Raw genomic sequence first — 21,705 nt, forward strand, 5'->3', positions numbered from 1 at the left:
AACCCGGAAGCTCAGCCCTTCAGCGCCGATGGTACTGCCCTGGAGACGGGGTGGGAGAGTAGGACGCCGCCGGACACCCTTCACAGCAGGCCCCCCACCCCACAGGTGGGGGGCCTGCTGCATTTCCCCACCGCGCTGGACCGCCATCCCCCGAGCGTCGACCACCGAGCCGCCGGCCGGACCGCGGACCAGGGACATGGTTCACACGTCCGGTGGTCCCCACGTCATCGGGGCGTCACGTCGGCCCACTAGACTGGCGGCCATGTCCACCATCTCCCGTGACGAGGTCGCGCGTGTCGCCGCGCTGGCGCGGATCGAGCTGCGCCCAGACGAGCTGGACCGCCTCGCCGGCGAGCTCGACGTGATCGTCGAGTCCATCGCCAAGGTGAGCCAGGTCGCGACCCCCGAGGTCCCCGCGACGAGCCATCCGCTGCCCATGTCCAACGTGTTCCGTGCCGACGAGCCGCAGCCGGCCCTGCCGGTCGACGACGTGCTCGCCGCCGCGCCGGAGGCCGAAGACGGCCGGTTCGCGGTGCCGCAGATCCTCGGGGAGGAGTGAGATGACGGACCTGACCCGACTCTCGGCCGCCGATCTGGCCGAGAAGCTGCGCCACCGCGAGGTCACCAGCGTCGAGGCGACGCAGGCCTACCTCGACCGCATCGCCGCCGTCGACGGCTCGGTGCACGCCTACCTGCACGTCAACGCCGACGAGGCGCTGGCGACGGCCCGCGACGTCGACGCCCGCCGGGCGGCCGGCGAGGAGCTGCACCCGCTGGCGGGTGTGCCGATCGCCGTCAAGGACGTCGTCGTCACCCAGGGCATGCCGTCGACCGCCGGCTCCAAGATCCTCGAGGGCTGGGTGCCGCCGTACGACGCCACCCTGGTGGAGAAGATCCGTGAGGCCGGGCTGCCCATCCTGGGCAAGACCAACATGGACGAGTTCGCCATGGGCTCCTCCACGGAGCACTCCGCCTACGGCAACACCCACAACCCCTGGGACCTCGAGCGGATCCCCGGTGGTTCGGGCGGTGGTTCGGCCGCCGCGGTGGCGGCGTTCACCGCCCCCCTGGCCATCGGCACCGACACCGGCGGGTCCATCCGCCAGCCGGGCGCCGTGACCGGCACCGTGGGCGTGAAGCCGACCTACGGCGGCGTCTCCCGCTACGGCCTCATCGCGCTCGCCTCCAGCCTCGACCAGGCCGGCCCCGTGACCCGGACCGTGCTGGACTCGGCGCTGCTGCACGAGCTCATCGGCGGGCACGACCCGCGCGACTCGACCTCCATCCCGGAGCCGCTGCCGCCGCTCGTCGAGGCCGCGAAGCAGGGCGCGCTCGGCGACCTGTCCGGCGTGAAGGTCGGCGTGGTCAGCCAGCTGCAGGGCGAGGGCTACCAGGCCGGCGTCCAGACGCGCTTCGAGGAGTCCCTGGACCTGCTGCGCCAGGCGGGTGCCGAGGTCGTCGAGGTCTCCTGCCCGCACTTCGAGTACGCGCTCGCCGCCTACTACCTGATCCTGCCCGCCGAGGCCTCCAGCAACCTGGCCAAGTTCGACGGCATGCGCTTCGGCCTGCGGGTCGAGCCCGAGGAGGGCCCGGTCACCGCCGAGCGCGTCATGGCGGCCACCCGCGGCGCCGGGTTCGGCGACGAGGTCAAGCGACGCGTCATCCTGGGCACCTACGCCCTCAGCGCGGGCTACTACGACGCCTACTACGGCAGCGCGCAGAAGGTGCGCACGCTCATCCAGCGCGACTTCGACGAGGCGTTCGCCCAGGTCGACGTCCTGGTGTCCCCGACGGCGCCCACGACGGCGTTCAAGCTCGGCGAGAAGCTGGACGACCCGCTGGCGATGTACCTCAACGACGTCGCGACCATCCCGGCGAACCTGGCCGGCATCCCCGGCATCTCGGTGCCGAACGGCCTGTCGGACGACGGGCTGCCGGTCGGGTTCCAGGTGCTGGCACCGGCCAAGGCCGACGACCGCCTGTACCGTGTCGGCGCCGCCCTGGAGTCCGCCCTGGAGAAGTCCTGGGGCGGCCCGCTGCTCGACCGCGCGCCCGAGCTCGGCTGACGGACCCACGAAGGAGATGACTGTGACCCAGCTGGTCGACTACGCCGACGCGGTCCGACGGTTCGACCCGGTGCTCGGCATCGAGGTGCACGTCGAGCTCGGCACCCGCACCAAGATGTTCTGCCCGGCCGAGGTGTCCTTCGGGGGCGCCCCGAACACCCAGACGACTCCGGTCAGCCTCGGCCTGCCCGGTGCGCTGCCCGTGGTCAACGGCACCGCCGTCGAGTACGCGATCCGGATCGGCCTGGCGCTGAACTGCCAGATCGCCGAGTCCTGCCGGTTCGCCCGGAAGAACTACTTCTACCCGGACGTCCCGAAGAACTTCCAGACCTCCCAGTACGACGAGCCGATCGCGTTCGACGGCTGGCTCGACGTCGAGCTGGAGGACGGCACCATCCACCGGGTCGAGATCGAGCGCGCCCACATGGAGGAGGACGCCGGGAAGAACACGCACGTCGGCGGTGCCGCGGGACGCATCCACGGCGCCGACTACTCCCTGGTGGACTACAACCGAGCGGGGATCCCCCTGGTCGAGATCGTCACCAAGCCGATCACCGGCGTCGGTGACCGGGCCCCCGAGGTGGCACGCGCCTACGTGCAGGCGCTGCGGGACATCTTCCGGGTCCTCGACGTGTCCGAGGCGCGGATGGAGCGCGGCAACGTGCGTGCCGACGTCAACCTCTCCCTGCGGGCGACGCCGGACGCCCCGCTCGGCACCCGGACCGAGACGAAGAACGTGAACTCGTTCCGCTCGGTCGAGCGGGCCGTGCGCTACGAGGTGTCGCGTCAGGCGGCGATCCTGGACGCGGGCGACACCGTGATCCAGGAGACCCGGCACTGGCACGAGGACACCGGCATCACCACCTCCGGGCGCGTGAAGTCCGACGCCGAGGACTACCGGTACTTCCCCGAGCCGGACCTCGTCCCGGTCGAGCCGTCGCGCGAGTGGGTCGAGGAGATCCGCGCGGGTCTGCCCGAGCTGCCGCAGGCGCGGCGCCGCCGGCTGCAGGACGAGTGGGGTTACGCCGACGCCGAGATGCGCGACGTCGTCAACGCCGGAGCGCTCGACCTCATCGAGGCCACGATCGCGGCGGGCTCCAGCCCCGCCGCGGCGCGCAAGTGGTGGATGGGTGAGCTCGCCCGCCGTGCCAAGCAGGACGAGGTCGAGCTGGCCGAGCTGTCCATCACGCCGGCGCAGATCGGCGAGCTGCAGGGGTTGATCGACTCCGGCCGGATCAACGACAAGATCGCCCGCCAGGTCCTCGACGGGGTCCTCGCCGGCGAGGGCGACCCGGAGCAGGTCGTCGCCGCGCGCGGTCTGGAGATCGTCTCCGACGACGGTGCGCTGCTGTCCGCGATCGACGAGGCGCTGGCCGCCCAGCCGGACGTCGTCGAGAAGGTCCGCGGTGGCAACCAGGGTCCGGTCGGCGCGATCATCGGCGCGGTGATGAAGTCGACGAAGGGCCAGGCGGACGCCAAGCGCGTGCGTGAGCTGGTGCTGGAGAGGATCGGGTCGTGACACCCCCCGTGCTGCCCGGCGAGATGGTCCGGCTGCGTCCGATCCAGGCCCCCGACGCCGAGCGGCTCTGGGAGTCGCTGCACGATCCGGAGGGCATGCGCCTGACGGGGACGACGGCGAGCTTCACCCGGCAGCAGATCGACGACTGGGCGGCCACGGTCGCCGACCGCGACGGCCGGTTCGACTGGGCCATCACGCCGGCCGCGATGCGCGACGGCGAGCTCGTCAGCGACGACCTGATCGGGGAGATCGTCCTCAACGACATCGACCCGGTCAGCCGCAGCGCCAACCTGCGCCTGCAGATGCTCCCGGACTACCGGGGCCGCGGCTACGGTCGGGAGGCGATCGAGCAGGTGCTGCGGTTCGCCTTCGACGACGGTCCGGACGGGCTGCGCCTGCACCGCGTCGGGCTGGACGTGCTCAGCATCAACCCGCGGGCCAAGGCGCTCTACGCCTCGCTCGGCTTCGTCGAGGAGGGGCGGCTGCGTGACGCCTACCGCGACGGGGACGACTGGTCCGACGCGATCGTCATGAGCATCCTCGAGGACGAGTACCGCGCGATGGTCCGCGGGTCCTGAGCGCGGCGCCACGCCAGACGACCGGCCGCCTCCGGCGGGGTCTCACCTGCCCCGCTGGAAGTCGTCGAGGCTGACCTTGCGCTCGTGCGCGTGGTCGACCAGAGGCGCCGGGTAGTCGGCCGGCGGGGTGTCCAGCTTCCAGGGCTGGTGCACCCGCCGGCCGGCCACCTCGCGCAGCTCGGGCACCCAGCGGCGCACGTACTCGCCGTCGGGGTCGAACTTCTCGCCCTGGGTGACGGGGTTGAAGATGCGGAAGTAGGGCGCGGCGTCGTGCCCGGTGCCCGCGACCCACTGCCAGTTGAGCTGGTTCTGGGACACGTCGCCGTCCACCAGGTGCGCCATGAAGTGCTCGGCCCCGCGCTGCCACCGCACGTGCAGGTCCTTGACGAGGAACGACGCCACGACCATCCGTACCCGGTTGTGCATCCAGCCGGTGGCGAGCAGCTGCCGCATCCCGGCGTCGACGAACGGGTAGCCGGTCCGTCCCTCCGTCCAGGCCGTCAGCCACTCGGTCTCCTGCTCGCCCCGTGTCCAGGCGTCGTCGGGCACGACGGCGCGCAGCGAGCGGGTGCGGGCGTCCGGCCGGTGGTACAGCACGTCGGCGTGGAACTCCCGCCAGGACAGCTCGGAGCGGAACGTCGCCACGGCCTCGGAGGGGGCGCCGTCGGACTGGGCCGCGGCGAGGTCGGCGAGCATCGTGCGCGGGTGGATCTCGCCCCAGCGCAGGTGCACCGACATCGCCGAGGTGCCGGCCAGGTCGGGTCGGTCCCGCGCGGTGGGGTAGTCCGCCAGCCCGTCGTCCAGGAAGTCCCGCCACCGCCGTCGGGCCGCCTCCTCGCCCGCGCGGGGCAGTCGCGCCGTCGGCTCGGGGGAGTGCGGGAGGTCCTCGCCGGGCAGGTCGGCCCACGGGATCTGCCGGGGCCGGTGCACCGGCTCCCGCCAGCCGTGCTCCAGCCAGGCCCGACGGAACGGGGTGAACACCTGGTACGCGCCGCCGCTCTGCGTGAAGAGTCGACCGGGGGCCACGGCGTACGGGGACCCGGTGCGCACCAGCGGGACGCCCGGACCGTCCAACGCGGCGGCCACCTCGTCGTCGCGTCGTCGGCCGTACGGCTCGTAGCCGGCCGCGGCGTGCACCTCGGCGGCACCGGCCTCGCGCACCACCCGTGGCACGACGTCGACGGGGTCGCCGCGTCGCACCACGAGCCGTCCGCCGCAGGCCTCGTCCAGGGCGCGCAGCGACTCGCGCAGATAGGCGAGCCGGTTGACGCCGGCCCGGCGCCACAGGACGTCGTCCAGGACGTAGAGGCCGACGACGGCGGAGTCGTCGGCCCGCGCGGTCTCCAGCGCGGCCAGCAGGGCCGGGTTGTCGGCCAGGCGCAGGTCGCGCCGGAACCACATCACGGTCGTGGGCATGCGGCCACCGTACGGTGCCCGTCCCGTCGGCGCCGGGGGAGCCGTGGGCCCGGTGACCAGCACGCGGGACGGGCGTCCCAGCATCCGGCACGACGGCGTACGCTGCCCAGGCACGTCGCTCACGGTGCGTCCGTGAGCCGGTCCGAAGGAGCATGCAGATGAGCCGCCCCCTGCGTTCGCGCACGTCCACCCACGGCCGCAACATGTCCGGCGCCCGCGCCCTGTGGCGCGCCACCGGCATGCGCTCGGAGGACTTCGGCAAGCCGATCGTCGCGATCGCGAACTCCTACACCCAGTTCGTCCCGGGGCACGTGCACCTCAAGGACATGGGCGATCTCGTCGCGGGCGCGATCCGCGACGCCGGAGGAGTCGCCAAGGAGTTCAACACCATCGCCGTGGACGACGGCATCGCGATGGGCCACGGCGGCATGCTCTACTCGCTGCCCAGCCGCGACCTCATCGCCGACTCGGTGGAGTACATGGTCAACGCGCACTGCGCGGACGCGCTGGTGTGCATCTCCAACTGCGACAAGATCACCCCGGGCATGCTCAACGCGGCGCTGCGGCTGAACATCCCCGTCGTCTTCGTCTCCGGCGGGCCGATGGAGGCAGGCAAGGCGGTCGTCGCCGACGGCGTCGCGCGGACGAACCTCAACCTCGTCAACGCGATCAACTACGCGGCGGACGAGAACGTCTCCGACGAGGCGCTGGCGAAGGTCGAGGAGAACGCCTGCCCGACCTGCGGCTCCTGCTCGGGCATGTTCACCGCGAACTCGATGAACTGCCTCACCGAGGCGCTCGGGCTGTCGCTGCCGGGCAACGGCTCGACGCTGGCCACGCACGCCGCGCGCAAGGAGCTGTTCCTCGAGGCCGGGCGCACCGTCGTCGAGCTGGCGAAGCGCTACTACGACGACTCCGACGACACCGCGGCGCCACGGGGGATCGCCACCAAGGAGGCGTTCGCCAACGCGATGGCGCTCGACGTCGCCATGGGCGGGTCGACCAACACCGTGCTGCACGTGCTGGCCGCCGCGCAGGAGGCCGAGGTCGACTTCACGCTGCGCGACATCGAGGAGATCTCGCGGCGGGTGCCGTGCCTGAGCAAGGTCGCCCCCAACCACCCGAACTTCCACATGGAGGACGTCCACCGGGCCGGTGGCATCCCGGCACTGCTCGGCGAGCTGCACCGTGGCGGGCTGCTGGAGAAGGACGTCACCAGCGTGCACACCCCGACGCTGCAGGAGTGGCTGGACGACTGGGACGTGCGCGGCGGGAAGGCCACCGAGCAGGCCACCGAGCTGTTCCACGCCGCTCCGGGCGGGGTGCGCACCACCCAGGCCTTCTCGACCGAGAACCGTTGGGAGTCCCTCGACACCGACGCCGCCGAGGGCTGCATCCGCGGCGTCCAGCACGCCTACACCGCCGACGGCGGTCTGGCCGTGCTGCGCGGCAACCTCGCCGAGGACGGCGCCGTGTTCAAGACCGCCGGTGTCGACCCGGATGTCTTCCACTTCACCGGTCGGGCGCTCGTGTGCGAGTCGCAGGACGAGGCGGTCGACAAGATCCTCACCAAGCAGGTCGAGCCCGGGCACGTCGTGGTGGTGCGCTACGAGGGTCCCGCCGGCGGACCCGGCATGCAGGAGATGCTCTACCCCACCTCGTTCCTCAAGGGCCGCGGGCTGGGCAAGGTCTGCGCGCTCATCACCGACGGCCGGTTCTCCGGCGGGTCGTCCGGCATCTCCATCGGGCACGTCTCCCCGGAGGCGGCTGCGGGCGGCGTCATCGGCCTGGTCGAGGACGGCGACGAGATCGAGATCGACGTCGAGTCCCGCTCCGTGCGCCTGAACGTCTCCGACGAGGTGCTCGCCGAGCGCCGCGCCGCGATGGAGTCCTCGGCGACCCCGTGGCAGCCGAAGGACCGCGACCGGTACGTCTCGCCGGCCCTGCGGGCCTACGCCGCCATGGCGACGAGCGCGGACAAGGGCGCGGTGCGCGACGTCGACCTCGTCGCGCGGCGCTGAGCGTGCGGGTCGTCGACCTCTCCGCGGCCGACGTCGACGCCGTCCAGCGGCTGCTCGCCGACGACGGTGGGTACGCGCGGCGCGTCTCCGGGCGTCCGCCGAGCCGTCAGGACGCGGTCGACGCGCTCACGTCGCGTCCGCCGGGCACGACGCCGGACGCCAAGCACGTCCTCGGGATCCTCGACACCACGGGTGTGCTCGTGGGGCTGGCCGACGTGATCCGCGGCTGGCCCACCGCCGACCAGGCGCACGTGGGCCTGCTCGCGATCGCCGCGAGCCGGCACCGGCAGGGGCTGGGCAGGGCGCTCCACGCGGCGGTCGAGGAGCGTGCGGGGACGTGGCCGGAGGTCGTCCGGCTGCGGCTCGGCGTCGTCGACACCAACCGTGCGGCGGCGGAACCGTTCTGGCGTGCCCTGGGGTACGCGCCGACCGGCGAGTCGGCGCGGTTCGTCTCCGGGAGCGTGCGGACCCGGGCGCGCATCTGGGTCCGTCCGGTCCCGCGCCGGGAGACCGCTGGGCCCCGTGCCGCCGTCGGCCCTAGCCTGAGGGCATGACGAGCACCGACGCCGGAACCACCCCCGACCTGAAGCCCCGTTCCCGTCAGGTCACCGACGGTCTGGAGGCCACCGCCGCGCGCGGGATGCTGCGCGCCGTCGGCCTGGGGGACGACGACTTCGCCAAACCGCAGATCGGCGTCGCGAGCTCGTGGAACGAGATCACGCCCTGCAACCTGTCGCTGGACCGGCTCGCCGGTGCGGTGAAGAACGGCGTGCACGCGGGCGGCGGGTACCCGCTCGAGTTCGGCACGATCTCCGTCTCGGACGGCATCTCGATGGGCCACGAGGGGATGCACTTCTCGCTGGTCTCCCGGGACGTCATCGCCGACTCCGTCGAGACGGTCATGCAGGCCGAGCGCCTGGACGGCTCGGTGCTGCTGGCCGGCTGCGACAAGTCCCTGCCCGGCATGCTCATGGCGGCCGCCCGGCTGGACCTGGCCAGCGTGTTCCTCTACGCGGGCTCGATCATGCCCGGCTGGGTCAAGCTCTCGGACGGCACCGAGAAGGACGTGACGATCATCGACGCCTTCGAGGCGGTCGGGGCGTGCTCGCGGGGGCTGATGTCCCGCGAGGACGTCGACCGCATCGAGCGGGCCATCTGCCCGGGCGAGGGCGCCTGCGGCGGGATGTACACGGCGAACACCATGGCCTCGGCCGCCGAGGCGCTGGGCATGTCCCTGCCGGGGTCCGCGGCCCCGCCGTCGGCCGACCGGCGGCGGGACACGTTCGCCCACGCCTCCGGCGAGGCGGTCGTGGAGATGCTGCGCCGCGGCATCACCGCGCGCGACATCCTGACCAAGCAGGCGTTCGAGAACGCCATCGCCGTGGTCATGGCGTTCGGCGGGTCGACCAACGCCGTGCTGCACCTGCTCGCCATCGCCCACGAGGCCGACGTCGAGCTCACCCTGGAGGACTTCGACCGCGTGGCGAGCCAGGTCCCGCACCTGGGCGACCTCAAGCCGTTCGGCCGCTACGTCATGAACGACGTGGACCGCATCGGCGGGGTCCCCGTGATCATGAAGGCGCTCCTGGACGCCGGTCTGCTCCACGGCGACTGCCTCACCGTGACCGGGCGCACCGTGGCCGAGAACCTGGCTGACATCGCCCCGCCCGACCCGGACGGCAAGATCCTGCGTGCCCTGGACGCCCCGATCCACCCGACCGGCGGCATCACGATCCTGCACGGGTCGCTCGCCCCGGACGGCGCCGTGGTCAAGAGCGCCGGGTTCGACTCCGACGTCTTCGAGGGCACGGCGCGGGTCTTCGAGCGGGAGCGGCACGCCCTCGACGCGCTGGAGGACGGCACCATCACGGCCGGGGACGTCGTCGTCATCCGCTACGAGGGCCCGAAGGGCGGCCCGGGCATGCGCGAGATGCTCGCCATCACCGGCGCGATCAAGGGCGCGGGGCTCGGCAAGGACGTCCTGCTCGTCACCGACGGCCGGTTCTCCGGCGGCACCACGGGCCTGTGCGTCGGGCACATCGCCCCGGAGGCCGTCGACGCCGGGCCGATCGCGTTCGTGCGCGACGGCGACCGTATCCGCCTGGACGTCGCGGCCAAGACGCTCGACCTGCTCGTCGACGCCGACGAGCTGGCCGCCCGGCACACCGACGACTGGCGGCCCGTGCCGCACGGCTACACCCGCGGGGTGCTCGCCAAGTACACGAAGCTCGTGCAGTCCGCGTCGAAGGGTGCCGTGCTCGGCTGAGGACGCGCGAGCTGCCCCCGACCACGGCACGGTAGGTGGATCGCACCGGCCACCGCGGGAGGGACCATGGCCACCGAGTCCGACGAGATCACCCCGGACGCCTTCGAGAAGGCCGACGCCACCGGGCACTGGCGCGTGCTGTCGCACGGCGCCTGCGCACTGTTCCGCGCTACCGCACCGGGGGCGGGGGCCGTGCTGCTCGAGGACATCAAGGTGCTCGCCGACGCCGCGAACCACCACCCCGACGTCGACCTGCGCCCCGACGCCGTCGTCGTGCGGTGCGTCTCGCACGACGTCGGCGGACTGAGCCGCCGCGACGTCGCCCTCGCGCAGGACATCTCGGCCGCGGCCGAGCGGGTGGGCCTGACCCCCGACCCGGCCGCGCTGCGGGACGTCGAGCTGACCATCGACGCCACCGACCGCGAGCGCGTCATGCCGTTCTGGGAGGTCGTGCTCGGCCACCGCCGGGCCGGTGACGAGGACCTGCTCGACCCGGACGCCCGGTGGCCCGGCGTGTGGTTCCAGCAGATGGACGAGCCCCGGCCGCTGCGCAACCGGCTGCACCTGGACGTCTTCGTCCCGCACGACGACCGACCCGCGCGCGTGCAGGCGGCGCTCGCGGCGGGCGGCCGGCTCACGACCGAGGAGTTCGTCCCGCACTGGTGGACCCTCGCGGACCCCGAGGGCAACGAGGCCGACGTCGAGGCGTGGGAGGGCTTCGAGGAGGATCTCCCCGAGGGCCTGGTCTCCCCGGACGCGTTCCGCGCCGCGGACGGGGTGGACGACTGGCGCGTCCTGCAGGGGGCGTGCGCGCGCTACGTGACCGGCGGGTTCGACGCCGGGGTCGACCTCGCGGCGACCGCCCAACGCCTCGCCGACGACGCCGGGGTGCGGCTCTCCACGGACCTGCGCCTCGGCCACGTCACCTTCCGCGTCGGCGCCCCCGAGGACGGCTGGATCGACGACGCCGCGCTCGACCTGGCGCGCCGGATCCAGGCCGCCGCCCGTGAGGCCGGTGTGGAGCCGGACCCGGGTGCCCTGCGGGACCTCCAGCTCACCTTCGACGCCCTCGACGTCGACGCCGTGCGCCGGTTCTGGGCCGCGGCCCTCGGGTACGCCACCCGGGAGGACGCCGACCTGTACGACCCGCTGCTGCGTGGCCCGTCCGTCTTCATCCAGCAGATGGACGCACCCCGCGAGCAGCGCAACAGGATCCACGTCGACCTGTTCGTCCCGGCGGACGTGGCCGACGAGCGGGTCGCCGCCGCGGTGGCCGCCGGGGGGCGGGTCGTGTACGACGCCGAGGCGCCGCTGTGGCGTACCGTCGCGGACCCGGAGGGCAACGAGATCGACATCGCCGTCTCGATCGGAAGGGACCAGGACCATGAGTGACCGCATCACCCCCGCGCAGTTCCACGACGCCGCCGGGACCGAGGACTGGCAGGCGCCCGAGGACGGGCCGGCGACCGCGACGTTCCGCACCGGTGCCTTCACCACCGGGGTGCGGCTGGTCGAGGAGATCGGGGAGCTGGCCGAGGCCGCGAACCACCACCCGGACGTCGACCTGCGGTACGCCACCGTCGTCGTGCGCACGATGTCCCACGACATCGGCGGGCTCAGCGATCGGGACGCCGCGCTCGCGGCCCGGATCTCGGAGGCGGCGCGCGAGCTCGACATCCCCGCCGACCGACCGTCGTCCGGCTGAAGGAACCGCGAGGGACCTGTCCCGGGTGCCCGCCGGGCCGCTATGCTCCGCAGCACACCCGGCGTCCGTCCAGGTGGGAGCGGTCGGCGTGGCCCGCGGGGCCACCGGGAGGCATGTGGTGATCGACGGCGAGCTGGCGGTCGAGACGTGCGGTTTGCGCAAGTCGTTCCGCACCCTGCGGGGGCCTCGGGTCGGTGTCGAGAACCTGGACCTGCGGGTCCCCCTCGGAGGCGTTCACGGGTTCCTCGGCCCGAACGGGTCCGGGAAGACCACGACGATCCGCATGCTGCTGGGTCTGGCCCGTCCCGACCGGGGCACGGCCACGATCTTCGGTCACGAGGTGCCGCGGCACCTGCCCGACGTCGTGGGAAGGGTCGGTGCGATCGTCGAGAGCCCCCGTTTCTTCCCGGCCTTCACCGGGCGGTCGAACCTGCAGCTGCTGGCCGACGCCATCGGCACGCCGCGCGGCCGGGTCGACGCGGTGCTCGAGGAGTTCGGTCTCAGCGGCCGCGCCGGGGATCCCTACCGGACCTACTCGCTGGGCATGAAGCAGCGGCTGGCCATCGGCGCGACGCTGCTCAAGGACCCCGACCTGCTCATCTTCGACGAGCCGACCAACGGGCTCGACCCGGCGGGCATCCACGAGATCCGGCGGACCATGCGGGACCTGGCCGACCGCGGCAGGACGGTGCTGGTCTCCAGCCACATCCTCGCCGAGGTCCAGCAGGTGGCCGACACGGTCTCCATCGTGGCCCGCGGACGGCTGATCGCCGAGGGCCGGGTCGCCGACCTCGTGTCCGGGCAGGCCGGGGCCGCGGTGCGGGTCGGGCTCGCGCCCGACGAGGTCGCGGTCGCCGCGAGCGTGCTCGGCGCCCGCGGGCTGTCGGTCGAGCGCGACGGTGCGGCGCTCGTCGTCGAGGGTGCCGAGGCGGCCGCCGTGAACCGGATGCTCGGCGAGCAGGGGGTGTGGGCCCGTGAGCTCGCCCCGCGGCAGGTCGACCTGGAGTCGGTCTTCCTCGGGCTGACGCAGGCCGAGACGGCGGGGGAGAGCGTCTGATGCGACTGGTCCGGGTCGAGCTGCGGCGACTGTGGATGCGCCGCGTGACGTGGGGTGGGCTGCTGCTGGCGCTCGTGGTCGCGGGGCTCGCCGTCGTGACCCAGGTCGGCGCGGCGCAGCCGCCGTCGGCGCAGGAGATCGCCCAGGCAGAGCAGTTCTACGCCGACCAGGTCGAGTGGTGGCAGGAGAACGGCGCGCAGGAGACGGCCAGCTGCCGGGAGGCCCAGGCGGCCGAGCCGGGTGCCGACTACGGGTGCGACCGGCTGGACCCCGGCTCGAGCAGTTCCTGCCGTCGAGCTCGACCTTCGTGTCGCACGAGACCTCCGGCTCCTCGGCGACCGGCGGGCTGACCGGGACGGAGACCGCCGCCGCGGCCGTCTCGGCAGAGGTCGCCGCCGTGCAGGAGTCCCTGTGGTCGGGCTGGTCGAGCCTCTCCGCCGCCGCGCGGAGTGCCGCGCCGGCCTTCCTCATGCTGGCTTTCGTCGTCGGCGTCATCTTCGTCACGGCGGAGCAGCGCACGGGGGCGCTGGGGCTGTGGCTGACCTTCGAGCCCCGCCGCTCGCGGGTCTACGGGTCGAAGGCGGCCGCCGCCGCGCTGGGGACGGCGCCGCTGGTCCTCGGGGGCTGGCTGGCCACCGTCGGTGGCCTCTACGCGCTGCACGCCGCCGCCGGGACCCTGGGGACGGTGTCGGGGGCCGACTGGGCCGAGATCGCTGCGTTCTCGGGGCGGCTGCTCCTGGCCGGGGCGCTGTGCGCCGCCGCGGGCGTCGCCCTGGGGGTGCTGCTGCGCCACGCGGCCTCGGCCATCGGTGGGGCGGCGCTCCTGCTGTGGGCGAGCGCCGGTTTCGCGTTCACGCTGGGGGCCGCGCAGCGCTGGCTGCCGGTGCTGAACCTGGACGCCTGGCTCCGGGGCGGCGCGACCTACCAGTACCCCGCGAGGGCGGCCGACCCGTCCGGGGAGGCTTCGGTCCCGTGGCTGACGGGCGTGGTCGACGGTGTGCACGGGGGTCTGTACTGGCTGGCGGTCGTGGCCGTGCTGACGCTCGTCGCCGGTGCCGTGTTCCGCCGGCGTGACCTCGACTGACCGACCCCGGTCCCGGCGGCGTCCCATCATCTGGGACGTTCCGACCAGCGCGTGACATCCGCGGCCCGACGGCGTAACGTGCGTCACGTGCAGACGATCATCCTTGTAGTACTTCCTGGGCGCGCCGGCTGAGGCCACGTTCCGGACTTCGTCAGCGCGCTCACCCCTCGTTCGTCCCCCTTGTGGTCGGGACCGAGGGGTTTTTCATTGCACAGAGACACCCCACACACCCCAGATTCCGTTCCAGCGGCAGGAGAGACCGATGGGCCAGCCGAACCCGACACCCGCCCACGTGGCAGCGCGCACCGCTCCGCGCCCGGTCGAGCACCGGGTCGAGGAGCAGGTCACGGGCGCGCAGTCGATCGTCCGGTCGCTCGAGGAGATCGGCGTCGACACCGTCTTCGGCATCCCCGGCGGTGCGATCCTGCCGACCTACGACCCGCTGATGGACTCCCAGAAGCTGCGGCACATCCTGGTGCGCCACGAGCAGGGCGGCGGGCACGCGGCGTCCGGGTACGCCCACGCCACCGGGCGGGTCGGGGTGACGATGGCGACCTCGGGCCCCGGGGCGACCAACCTCGTCACGCCGCTGGCCGACGCCAACATGGACTCCGTGCCGATGGTCGCGATCACCGGTCAGGTCGCCGGCCCCGCCATCGGGACGGACGCCTTCCAGGAGGCGGACATCGTCGGCATCACGATGCCGATCACCAAGCACTCCTACCTGGTCAAGGACGCCGACGACATCCCGCGGACCATCGCCGAGGCCTTCCACATCGCCTCGACCGGTCGTCCGGGTCCCGTGCTGGTCGACATCGCCAAGTCCGCGATGCAGGCCCGGACGACGTTCTCCTGGCCGCAGCAGCTGACGCTGCCGGGCTACCACCCGGTGACCAAGCCGCACGCCAAGCAGATCCGGGAGGCCGCCAAGCTGCTGGCCACGGCGCGTCGCCCGGTGCTGTACGTCGGCGGCGGGGCCGTGCGTTCCGGGGCCGCGGCCGAGCTGCGCCGCCTGGTGGACGTCTCGGGCGCGGCGGTGGTGACCACGCTGATGGCCCGGGGTGCGGTCCCCGACTCCCACCCGCAGCACCTGGGCATGCCGGGCATGCACGGCACGGTGCCCGCCGTGGCCGCGCTGCAGAAGGCCGACCTCATCGTCGCCCTCGGCGCCCGCTTCGACGACCGGGTCACCGGCAAGCTGTCCAGCTTCGCCCCGCACGCGGCGATCGTCCACGCGGACATCGACCCGGCCGAGATCGGCAAGAACCGCGCCGTCGACGTGCCGATCGTCGGCGACCTGCGCGAGGTCGTCGCCGATCTGGTGCCCGCCCTCGAGGCCGAGCACGACAAGGTCGGCAGACCCGACATCGAGGCGTGGTGGCACCAGATCGACACCTGGCGTGAGACCTACCCGCTCGGTTACAGCTCCACCGACGACGGTCACCTGGCTCCCCAGTCGGTGATCTCCCGGCTCGGCGAGCTCGTGGGCCCCGACGGGATCTACGTGGCGGGCGTCGGCCAGCACCAGATGTGGGCCGCCCAGTTCATCCGCTACGAGCGCCCCAACACCTGGATCAACTCCGGCGGGCTCGGGACCATGGGGTACTCGATCCCGGCGGCGATGGGGGCCAAGGTCGGCGAACCCGACCGCGACGTGTGGGCGATCGACGGCGACGGCTGCTTCCAGATGACCAACCAGGAGCTGGCCACCTGCGCGATCAACGACATCCCGATCAAGGTCGCGCTGATCAACAACAGCTCGCTCGGGATGGTCCGCCAGTGGCAGACCCTCTTCTACAACGAGCGGTACTCCAACACGGACCTGCACACCGGCCACGGCACCGCCCGCATCCCCGACTTCGTCAAGCTCGCCGAGGCCTACGGCTGCGTCGGCATCCGCGTGGAGCACGAGAACGAGGTCGACGCCGCGATCAAGAAGGCCCAGGAGATCGACGACCGGCCCGTGGTGGTCGACTTCACCGTCTCGCGGGACGCGATGGTGTGGCCGATGGTCGCGGCCGGGGTCAGCAACGACGACATCCAGTACGCGCGGGGCATCTCGCCGGCCTGGGAACGAGAGGACTGAGCCGATGAGCCGTCACACGTTGTCCGTGCTGGTCGAGGACAAGCCGGGTGTCCTGACCCGCGTCGCCGGGCTCTTCGCCCGTCGCGCGTTCAACATCCAGTCCCTGGCGGTGGGCCCGACCGAGCACGAGGAGATCTCGCGGATCACCGTCGTGGTCGACGTCGAGGACCACCCGCTGGAGCAGGTCACCAAGCAGCTCAACAAGCTGGTCCACGTCATCAAGATCGTCGAGCTCGACCCGGAGGCGTCCGTCCAGCGCGAGCTCCTGCTCGTCAAGGTCAAGGCGGACCCGACCACCCGGTCGGGGGTGCTCGAGGTCGTCGAGCTCTTCCGGGCCAAGGTCGTCGACGTCGTGCCCGACACGGTCGTCGTCGAGGCCACCGGGACCGGGGCCAAGCTCGAGGCCCTCCTGACCGCCCTCGAGCCGTACGGCATCCGCGAGATCGTCAAGTCCGGGACCCTCGCCGTCGGGCGCGGGTCGCGATCCATCACCGACCGGGCGCTGGAGCGGGTCCGCAGCGCCTGAGACGCCTGCGCCCCGCCACCCCGTGCCTGCCAGAATCCCCCTGACGCGTCACACCCTGAAGAAAGAGGAGCACCACCGTGGCTGAGATGTTCTACGAGGATGCCGCCGACCTGTCCATCATCCAGAGCAAGAAGGTCGCCGTCATCGGCTACGGCAGCCAGGGCCACGCCCACGCGCTGAACCTGCGCGACTCGGGTGTCGACGTCCGCGTCGGCCTGCGCGACGGCTCGTCGTCGGCCGCCAAGGCCGAGGAGCAGGGCCTGAAGGTCCTGCCCGTGGCCGAGGCCGTCGCCGAGGCCGACGTCGTCGTCATCCTGGCCCCGGACCAGGTCCAGCGGGACCTGTACCGCGACGAGATCGCCCCGAACCTGCGGGACGGCGCCGCCCTGGTCTTCGGCCACGGCTTCAACATCCGCTTCGGCTACATCAAGCCCGAGGCCGGCCACGACGTCTTCATGGTCGCCCCCAAGGGCCCCGGCCACCTCGTGCGCCGCGAGTACGTCGACGGCCGTGGCGTGCCGGTCATCGTGGCCGTCGAGCAGGACGCCTCGGGTACGGCCTGGGACACCGCGCTGTCCTACGCCGCCGGCATCGGCGGCCTGCGCGCCGGGGGCATCAAGACCACGTTCACCGAGGAGACCGAGACCGACCTGTTCGGCGAGCAGGCCGTGCTGTGCGGCGGCGCCTCCCAGCTCGTCCAGTACGGCTTCGAGGTGCTCACCGAGGCCGGCTACCAGCCCGAGGTCGCCTACTTCGAGGTGCTGCACGAGCTGAAGCTCATCGTCGACCTGATGGTCGAGGGCGGCATCGCCAAGCAGCGCTGGTCCGTGTCCGACACCGCGGAGTACGGCGACTACGTCTCCGGGCCGCGCGTGATCTCGCCCGAGGTCAAGCAGAACATGAAGGCCGTGCTCGCCGACATCCAGTCGGGTGCCTTCGCCGAGCGCTTCATCGCCGACCAGGACGCCGGCGCCCCGGAGTTCACGGAGCTGCGGGCCAAGGCGGAGAACCACCCGATCGAGGCCACCGGCCGCGAGCTGCGCAAGATGTTCTCGTGGATCAAGCCGGCCGACTCCGACTACACGGAGGGCACCGCCGCTCGCTGACAACCACCCTGCGTCAGCGATCGACGTGAGCGGCCGTCGCCCCCACCCCGGGGCGGCGGCCGCTCGCACGTCCGACCCGACCCCGGGCCACCACCCCGTGCCGAGTCAGGGCGGTTGCCCGCGAGGCAGGAGTACTCCTGCCGAGTCAGGACGGCTGCTGCCGAGTCAGGGCGGAACTCAGCGAGTCAGAGGGCTCCGGCCCAACCCAGTCCGATGTCGACGAGGTCGACCCGCGGAAGGTGCGCCACGGCGTCGAGCGGGTGCCACGCCACGTCGTCGGTGGAACCGTCCTGCTCGACGGTGAGCGACCCCCCGACCACGCGGGCCCGGTACACGACGCGGATGCCGTGCAGCGGGTCGACGTCCGGGTCGTCCTCGAAGCCGATGAGGTCCTGGGGTTCCACCACGTGGCTGTCCACGCCGAGCAGGCCGTCGAGCTCGACGTCGTACCCGGTCTCCTCGCGCACCTCGCGCACGGCCGCATCCTCCGGGTGCTCGCCCGGGTCGATGCCGCCGCCGGGCAACGTCCACCCCGACCGTCCCGTCGCGGACCAGTGCGGCAGGAGCACCTGACCGTCGTCGATGATCACGGCGTAGGCCGCCACCCGAAGGAACATGCCGAGATCCTGGCAGATCGCGGCCCCGCTCGGGGGCGGCGGAGGCCTGATTCACCGCGTTCCGTCCTGACCGGACGGGAACCGTCCTGACCCGTCGAGTTCCGTCCTGACCCGCCGAGATCCGTCCTGACTCGCAGAAGGCGGGGTGGGGGCGCGGTGGACCGGCGGCGGTGGCAGGATGTCCCGCATGACGGACGACGGCGCCTTCACCGGCCACGACGCACCCCCGCCCGAGGCGGCCGCCACGGCCGACCAGGGTCCGCAGCTGGACGACGTGGCCCAGGCCGAACGGATCACGGCCTTCTGGGACACCGCCCGGCCCAGTGCCGGCCGGACCAGCCACGGCGGAGCCGTGGGGGAGCGGTCGGAGAACGTCGTCCCGCCGCCGGCCTGGGCGTTCGGCGACTCGCCGCGGCTGGCCGACGAGCTGCTCCGTCTGGTGCTCGTCGGGACGAAGACGGCGACGGCGTCGCTCGTCGTCGAGTACGAGGACGCCGGGGAACCCGAGCCCCGCAAGGGGGACCTGTCGATCCTGCTCGACGGGGCGGGCGAGCCCCGGGCGCTGATCCGGACCACCCAGGTCGACCGCGTGCCGTTCAGCGAGGTCACCGCAGAGCACGCCTGGCGTGAGGGCGAGGACGACCGGACGCTGGAGTCCTGGCGCACCGAGCACGAGCGCTACTGGCGCCGCACGCTGGCGGGCACCGCCCACGAGTTCGACCCGTCGCTGGAGGTCCTGTGCGAGCGGTTCAAGGTCCTCTACTCCGAGTGAGGTGATCGCGACATGCCGCTGCGCTGGTACTCGACCGTCGTGGAGTCCACCGACCCGCGTGCCCTGGCGGGCTGGTGGGCGGAGGCCCTGGGATGGGAGTTCGCCTACGAGTCCGACGAGGAGTGCGTCCTCGTCCCGCCCTGGGCCCGGGAGCTGGGCAGGAGCCTGACCTTCCACCAGACGCCCCCGGGGATGGTGTTCGTGCGTGTGGAGCACGAGAAGTCGTCGAAGAACCGCCTGCACTGGGACTTCGCGCCGCACACCAGCGACGACCGCGACGCCGAGATCGACCGGCTGGTGTCGCTCGGGGCGACGCGGATCGACGTCGGGCAGCCGGCGGACGCGTCGTGGACGGTGCTGGCGGACCCCGACGGCAACGAGTTCTGCGTGCTGTCCTCGCGGGAGATGTAGCTCGCGTCCTGTCCGCATGTTGAGACGCGCGTCCGCATGATGGCGTGCCCCCGCGTAGTATCGGCGCATGACGCGCAACATCGATCTGGCCGTGGTGGCAGGGGACGGTATCGGTCCCGAGGTCGTCGAGCAGGGTCTCACCGTGCTCGACGCGGCGCTGACCGGCGCCGACGTCAAGGTCTCGACGACCGAGCTCGACCTCGGCGCCCGTCGCTGGCACCGCACCGGCGAGACCCTCACCGACGAGGACCTCGCGCGCATCACGGACCACGACGCCATCCTGCTGGGCGCGATCGGCGACCCCTCGGTGCCGTCCGGCGTGCTGGAGCGCGGTCTGCTGCTCAAGCTCCGGTTCGCCCTCGACCACTACGTCAACCTGCGGCCCGGCAAGCTCTTCCCGGGCGTCACCAGCCCGCTGGCCGACCCGGGCGACGTCGACTTCGTCGTCGTCCGCGAGGGCACCGAGGGTCCGTACGTCGGCAACGGCGGGTCCGTCCGCACCGGGACGCCCCACGAGATCGCCACCGAGGTGTCGGTCAACACCGCGTTCGGTGTCGAGCGGGTCGTCCGCGACGCCTTCGCCCGTGCCCAGGCGCGCCCCCGGAAGCACCTGACGCTGGTGCACAAGCACAACGTGCTGGTGCACGCCGGTCACCTGTGGCGGCGCACCGTCGAGGCCGTCAACGCCGAGTTCCCGGACGTCACCACCGACTACCTGCACGTCGACGCCGCGACGATCTTCCTGACCACGAACCCCTCGCGGTTCGACGTCATCGTCACCGACAACCTCTTCGGCGACATCCTCACCGACCAGGCCGCGGCGATCACCGGCGGCATCGGGCTGGCCGCGTCCGGCAACATCAACCCCGACCGCACCACGCCCTCGATGTTCGAGCCGGTGCACGGGTCCGCCCCCGACATCGCGGGCCAGGGCAAGGCCGACCCGACGGCGACGGTGCTGTCCGTGTCCCTCCTGCTCGACCACCTCGGGCTGACCGAGCAGGCCCGCCGGGTCGAGGCCGCCGTGGCGGCCGACCTCGCCGAGCGGGGCGACCGGGTACGGTCCACGGCGGAGGTCGGGCGCGAGCTCGCCGCGCGCGTCGCGGGCTGACCCGCCGGATCAGCCGCCCGGGATCCGCACGGCTCCGGGCGCGCGAGGGGGTCGGCGCAGGGGCGGCGCCGCACGGGGTCCCACGATGCCGAGAGTCGTGGGACCCTACAGGGGTTACCTGGTGAAAGGCCTCTGATATGACCACGACCTCGCACAACGTGCTCCCCGAGGAGCTCGAGGACCTCGTCGCCCTGTTCGACGTCCGCGGCACCGACGAGCCCACCCCTGACGCCGAGCGCGAAGAAGCGCTCGCGGCACCCCGTTTCGGCACGGTGTTCACCGACCACATGGCCCGGGTGTCCTGGCGGCAGGAGGACGGCTGGCTCGACCGGCGCGTGGAGAAGTACGGTCCGCTGCAGCTCGACCCCGCCACCGCCGTCCTGCACTACGCGCAGGAGATCTTCGAGGGCATGAAGGCGTACAAGCACGCCGACGGGTCGGTGTGGACCTTCCGGCCCGAGGCGAACGCCGACCGGTTCGCGCGCTCGGCGCACCGGCTCGCGCTGCCCGCCCTGACGGTGGACGACTTCATCGGCTCGATCGCCGCGCTGGTGCGGACCGATCGCGCCTGGGTCCCCGGCGGGGAGGACTCGAGCCTCTACCTGCGCCCCTTCATGTTCGCCTCCGAGCCGTTCCTCGGCGTCCGGCCCGCCGCCGAGGTCGAGTACCTGTGCATCGCCTCGCCCGTCGGCCCGTACTTCGCCGGCGGCGTCAAGCCCGTCTCGATCTGGGTCTCCCAGGACTACCACCGGGCCGGGCCGGGCGGTACGGGCAACGCCAAGTGCGGCGGCAACTACGCCGCCAGCCTGCTGCCGCAGACCGAGGCGCAGCAGAACGGCTGCGACCAGGTGTGCTTCCTGGACGCCAGCACGAACTCCTACCTCGAGGAGCTCGGCGGCATGAACATCTTCGTGGTGATGGACGACGGGACCGTCCACACCCCGGAGCTGACCGGTTCGATCCTCGAGGGGATCACCCGCAAGTCCATCCTGCAGCTGGTGGCGGACCGCGGCCACGAGGTCGTCGAGCGGAGGATCTCCCTCGCCGAGATCGAGGCGGGCCTCGCCGGCGGCAGCGTGCGGGAGATGTTCGCCTGCGGCACCGCGGCGGTGGTGACGCCGGTGGGTCGTCTGGCCAGCAGCAACTTCGACCACACCGTCGCCGACGGTGAGCCGGGCGAGCTGACCATGGCGATCCGCAGCGAGCTCACGGACATCCAGTACGGGCGGGCGCGGGACCGGCACGGCTGGATGCGCCGGCTGGCCTGACCGCTCCACGACGAGGGGGCCGGGGCGGGCCGCCGCCCCCGGCCCCCCGGCGGCGGATCCTCCCCGCGGCGGGCCCCCCCGGCCCCCCCCAGGCCG

21 protein-coding genes are annotated in these 21,705 nt (G+C 72.6%); 19 read left to right on the forward strand and 2 right to left on the reverse strand.

Translation table 11 applies throughout. The annotated features are described in order from the left end of the window. Positions 1 to 262: 262 nt before the first annotated feature. From gatC to Q6347_RS05575, 4 genes are read left to right on the forward strand one after another with little or no spacing between them, the layout of a single operon-like run. A complete protein-coding gene (gatC, locus tag Q6347_RS05560; RefSeq protein WP_304604442.1) occupies positions 263 to 559 on the forward strand; it encodes an Asp-tRNA(Asn)/Glu-tRNA(Gln) amidotransferase subunit GatC in 297 nt (98 codons plus the stop codon). A 1-nt stretch (position 560) separates the two neighbouring features. Continuing rightward, a complete protein-coding gene (gene gatA, locus Q6347_RS05565; RefSeq protein WP_171248359.1) occupies positions 561 to 2,066 on the forward strand; it encodes an Asp-tRNA(Asn)/Glu-tRNA(Gln) amidotransferase subunit GatA in 1,506 nt (501 codons plus the stop codon). 16 nt (positions 2,067 to 2,082) lie between these two features. Continuing rightward, on the forward strand, positions 2,083 to 3,585 hold the full coding sequence (gene gatB / locus Q6347_RS05570) for an Asp-tRNA(Asn)/Glu-tRNA(Gln) amidotransferase subunit GatB (RefSeq protein WP_171248358.1): 1,503 nt from the start codon (positions 2,083 to 2,085) through the stop codon (positions 3,583 to 3,585). Positions 3,586 to 3,608: 23 nt separating this feature from the next. Next, positions 3,609 to 4,163: a GNAT family N-acetyltransferase gene (locus tag Q6347_RS05575; RefSeq protein WP_369810825.1), complete on the forward strand. Its 555-nt coding sequence runs from the start codon at positions 3,609 to 3,611 to the stop codon at positions 4,161 to 4,163. 42 nt (positions 4,164 to 4,205) lie between these two features. Here the strand turns inward: Q6347_RS05575 and Q6347_RS05580 are convergent, their stop codons facing one another. Then, positions 4,206 to 5,579, reverse strand: a complete 1,374-nt coding sequence (locus Q6347_RS05580; protein WP_304606887.1) for a deoxyribodipyrimidine photo-lyase — start codon at positions 5,577 to 5,579, stop codon at positions 4,206 to 4,208. Positions 5,580 to 5,737: 158 nt separating this feature from the next. Between Q6347_RS05580 and ilvD (Q6347_RS05585) the strand changes: the two genes are divergently transcribed. The 11 genes from ilvD (Q6347_RS05585) (at position 5,738) to ilvC (ending at position 17,430) form a co-directional block, all read left to right on the forward strand. Next, positions 5,738 to 7,600, forward strand: coding sequence for a dihydroxy-acid dehydratase (gene ilvD, locus Q6347_RS05585; protein ID WP_304606888.1), 1,863 nt, complete (start codon positions 5,738 to 5,740; stop codon positions 7,598 to 7,600). 2 nt (positions 7,601 to 7,602) lie between these two features. Continuing rightward, on the forward strand, positions 7,603 to 8,154 hold the full coding sequence (locus Q6347_RS05590; RefSeq protein ID WP_304606889.1) for a GNAT family N-acetyltransferase: 552 nt from the start codon (positions 7,603 to 7,605) through the stop codon (positions 8,152 to 8,154). Beyond that, positions 8,151 to 9,866 carry a dihydroxy-acid dehydratase gene (ilvD, locus tag Q6347_RS05595; protein WP_304604436.1) on the forward strand — a complete coding sequence of 572 codons (1,716 nt, stop codon included), beginning with the start codon at positions 8,151 to 8,153 and terminating at the stop codon, positions 9,864 to 9,866. The genes Q6347_RS05590 and ilvD (Q6347_RS05595) overlap by 4 nt, the downstream gene beginning before the upstream one ends. Positions 9,867 to 9,932: 66 nt before the next feature. After that, positions 9,933 to 11,258, forward strand: coding sequence for a VOC family protein (locus tag Q6347_RS05600; RefSeq protein WP_304606890.1), 1,326 nt, complete (start codon positions 9,933 to 9,935; stop codon positions 11,256 to 11,258). Continuing rightward, positions 11,251 to 11,571: a 4a-hydroxytetrahydrobiopterin dehydratase gene (locus Q6347_RS05605; protein ID WP_304606891.1), complete on the forward strand. Its 321-nt coding sequence runs from the start codon at positions 11,251 to 11,253 to the stop codon at positions 11,569 to 11,571. Before Q6347_RS05600 ends, Q6347_RS05605 begins: the two co-directional genes overlap by 8 nt. A 115-nt stretch (positions 11,572 to 11,686) precedes the next feature. After that, complete coding sequence (locus Q6347_RS05610) at positions 11,687 to 12,628, forward strand: ABC transporter ATP-binding protein (RefSeq protein WP_304607146.1); 942 nt, start codon at positions 11,687 to 11,689, stop codon at positions 12,626 to 12,628. Beyond that, positions 12,628 to 12,978, forward strand: coding sequence for a hypothetical protein (locus Q6347_RS05615; protein ID WP_304606892.1), 351 nt, complete (start codon positions 12,628 to 12,630; stop codon positions 12,976 to 12,978). The genes Q6347_RS05610 and Q6347_RS05615 overlap by 1 nt, the downstream gene beginning before the upstream one ends. Next, positions 12,936 to 13,712, forward strand: coding sequence for a hypothetical protein (locus Q6347_RS05620; RefSeq protein WP_304606893.1), 777 nt, complete (start codon positions 12,936 to 12,938; stop codon positions 13,710 to 13,712). Before Q6347_RS05615 ends, Q6347_RS05620 begins: the two co-directional genes overlap by 43 nt. 262 nt (positions 13,713 to 13,974) lie before the next feature. Continuing rightward, positions 13,975 to 15,798, forward strand: a complete 1,824-nt coding sequence (locus Q6347_RS05625; protein WP_304604431.1) for an acetolactate synthase large subunit — start codon at positions 13,975 to 13,977, stop codon at positions 15,796 to 15,798. 4 nt (positions 15,799 to 15,802) lie between these two features. Beyond that, the gene (ilvN, locus tag Q6347_RS05630; RefSeq protein WP_171248347.1) at positions 15,803 to 16,324 is read left to right on the forward strand and encodes an acetolactate synthase small subunit; all 522 of its coding nucleotides are present in this window, start codon (positions 15,803 to 15,805) and stop codon (positions 16,322 to 16,324) included. Between the two features lie 77 nt (positions 16,325 to 16,401). Continuing rightward, positions 16,402 to 17,430: a ketol-acid reductoisomerase gene (gene ilvC / locus Q6347_RS05635; RefSeq protein WP_304604429.1), complete on the forward strand. Its 1,029-nt coding sequence runs from the start codon at positions 16,402 to 16,404 to the stop codon at positions 17,428 to 17,430. Between the two features lie 185 nt (positions 17,431 to 17,615). Here ilvC and Q6347_RS05640 read toward each other — a convergent pair whose 3' ends face one another. After that, entirely contained in the window at positions 17,616 to 18,047 is a 432-nt protein-coding gene (locus Q6347_RS05640) for an NUDIX hydrolase (protein WP_304604428.1), read from the reverse strand. Between the two features lie 187 nt (positions 18,048 to 18,234). Between Q6347_RS05640 and Q6347_RS05645 the strand changes: the two genes are divergently transcribed. From Q6347_RS05645 to Q6347_RS05660, 4 genes are all read left to right on the forward strand, one after another. Then, positions 18,235 to 18,819 (forward strand): ASCH domain-containing protein, encoded by a 585-nt coding sequence (locus Q6347_RS05645; protein WP_304606894.1) that lies wholly within the window; start codon positions 18,235 to 18,237, stop codon positions 18,817 to 18,819. Between the two features lie 12 nt (positions 18,820 to 18,831). Continuing rightward, positions 18,832 to 19,230, forward strand: a complete 399-nt coding sequence (locus Q6347_RS05650) for a VOC family protein (protein WP_171247277.1) — start codon at positions 18,832 to 18,834, stop codon at positions 19,228 to 19,230. Between the two features lie 67 nt (positions 19,231 to 19,297). Continuing rightward, on the forward strand, positions 19,298 to 20,341 hold the full coding sequence (locus Q6347_RS05655; protein ID WP_171247276.1) for a 3-isopropylmalate dehydrogenase: 1,044 nt from the start codon (positions 19,298 to 19,300) through the stop codon (positions 20,339 to 20,341). A 137-nt stretch (positions 20,342 to 20,478) separates the two neighbouring features. Continuing rightward, on the forward strand, positions 20,479 to 21,609 hold the full coding sequence (locus tag Q6347_RS05660; protein ID WP_171247275.1) for a branched-chain amino acid aminotransferase: 1,131 nt from the start codon (positions 20,479 to 20,481) through the stop codon (positions 21,607 to 21,609). Positions 21,610 to 21,705 lie beyond the last annotated feature (96 nt).

The organism is Isoptericola sp. b408, from assembly GCF_030588085.1.
In the GTDB taxonomy this organism is placed as follows: domain Bacteria; phylum Actinomycetota; class Actinomycetes; order Actinomycetales; family Cellulomonadaceae; genus Isoptericola; species Isoptericola sediminis.

Coding starts and splice junctions, on each gene's coding strand:
- ilvN (WP_171248347.1), top strand. CDS start 15,803: ATGAGCCGTCACACGTTGTCCGTGCTGGTCGAGGACAAGCCGGGTGTC.
- Q6347_RS05650 (WP_171247277.1), top strand. CDS start 18,832: ATGCCGCTGCGCTGGTACTCGACCGTCGTGGAGTCCACCGACCCGCGT.
- ilvD (WP_304606888.1), top strand. CDS start 5,738: ATGAGCCGCCCCCTGCGTTCGCGCACGTCCACCCACGGCCGCAACATG.
- ilvD (WP_304604436.1), top strand. CDS start 8,151: ATGACGAGCACCGACGCCGGAACCACCCCCGACCTGAAGCCCCGTTCC.
- Q6347_RS05655 (WP_171247276.1), top strand. CDS start 19,298: ATGACGCGCAACATCGATCTGGCCGTGGTGGCAGGGGACGGTATCGGT.
- gatB (WP_171248358.1), top strand. CDS start 2,083: ATGACTGTGACCCAGCTGGTCGACTACGCCGACGCGGTCCGACGGTTC.
- Q6347_RS05580 (WP_304606887.1), bottom strand. CDS start 5,579: ATGCCCACGACCGTGATGTGGTTCCGGCGCGACCTGCGCCTGGCCGAC.
- Q6347_RS05660 (WP_171247275.1), top strand. CDS start 20,479: ATGACCACGACCTCGCACAACGTGCTCCCCGAGGAGCTCGAGGACCTC.
- Q6347_RS05615 (WP_304606892.1), top strand. CDS start 12,628: ATGCGACTGGTCCGGGTCGAGCTGCGGCGACTGTGGATGCGCCGCGTG.
- Q6347_RS05600 (WP_304606890.1), top strand. CDS start 9,933: ATGGCCACCGAGTCCGACGAGATCACCCCGGACGCCTTCGAGAAGGCC.
- Q6347_RS05605 (WP_304606891.1), top strand. CDS start 11,251: ATGAGTGACCGCATCACCCCCGCGCAGTTCCACGACGCCGCCGGGACC.
- Q6347_RS05645 (WP_304606894.1), top strand. CDS start 18,235: ATGACGGACGACGGCGCCTTCACCGGCCACGACGCACCCCCGCCCGAG.
- Q6347_RS05575 (WP_369810825.1), top strand. CDS start 3,609: ATGGTCCGGCTGCGTCCGATCCAGGCCCCCGACGCCGAGCGGCTCTGG.
- Q6347_RS05625 (WP_304604431.1), top strand. CDS start 13,975: ATGGGCCAGCCGAACCCGACACCCGCCCACGTGGCAGCGCGCACCGCT.
- Q6347_RS05640 (WP_304604428.1), bottom strand. CDS start 18,047: ATGTTCCTTCGGGTGGCGGCCTACGCCGTGATCATCGACGACGGTCAG.
- gatA (WP_171248359.1), top strand. CDS start 561: ATGACGGACCTGACCCGACTCTCGGCCGCCGATCTGGCCGAGAAGCTG.
- gatC (WP_304604442.1), top strand. CDS start 263: ATGTCCACCATCTCCCGTGACGAGGTCGCGCGTGTCGCCGCGCTGGCG.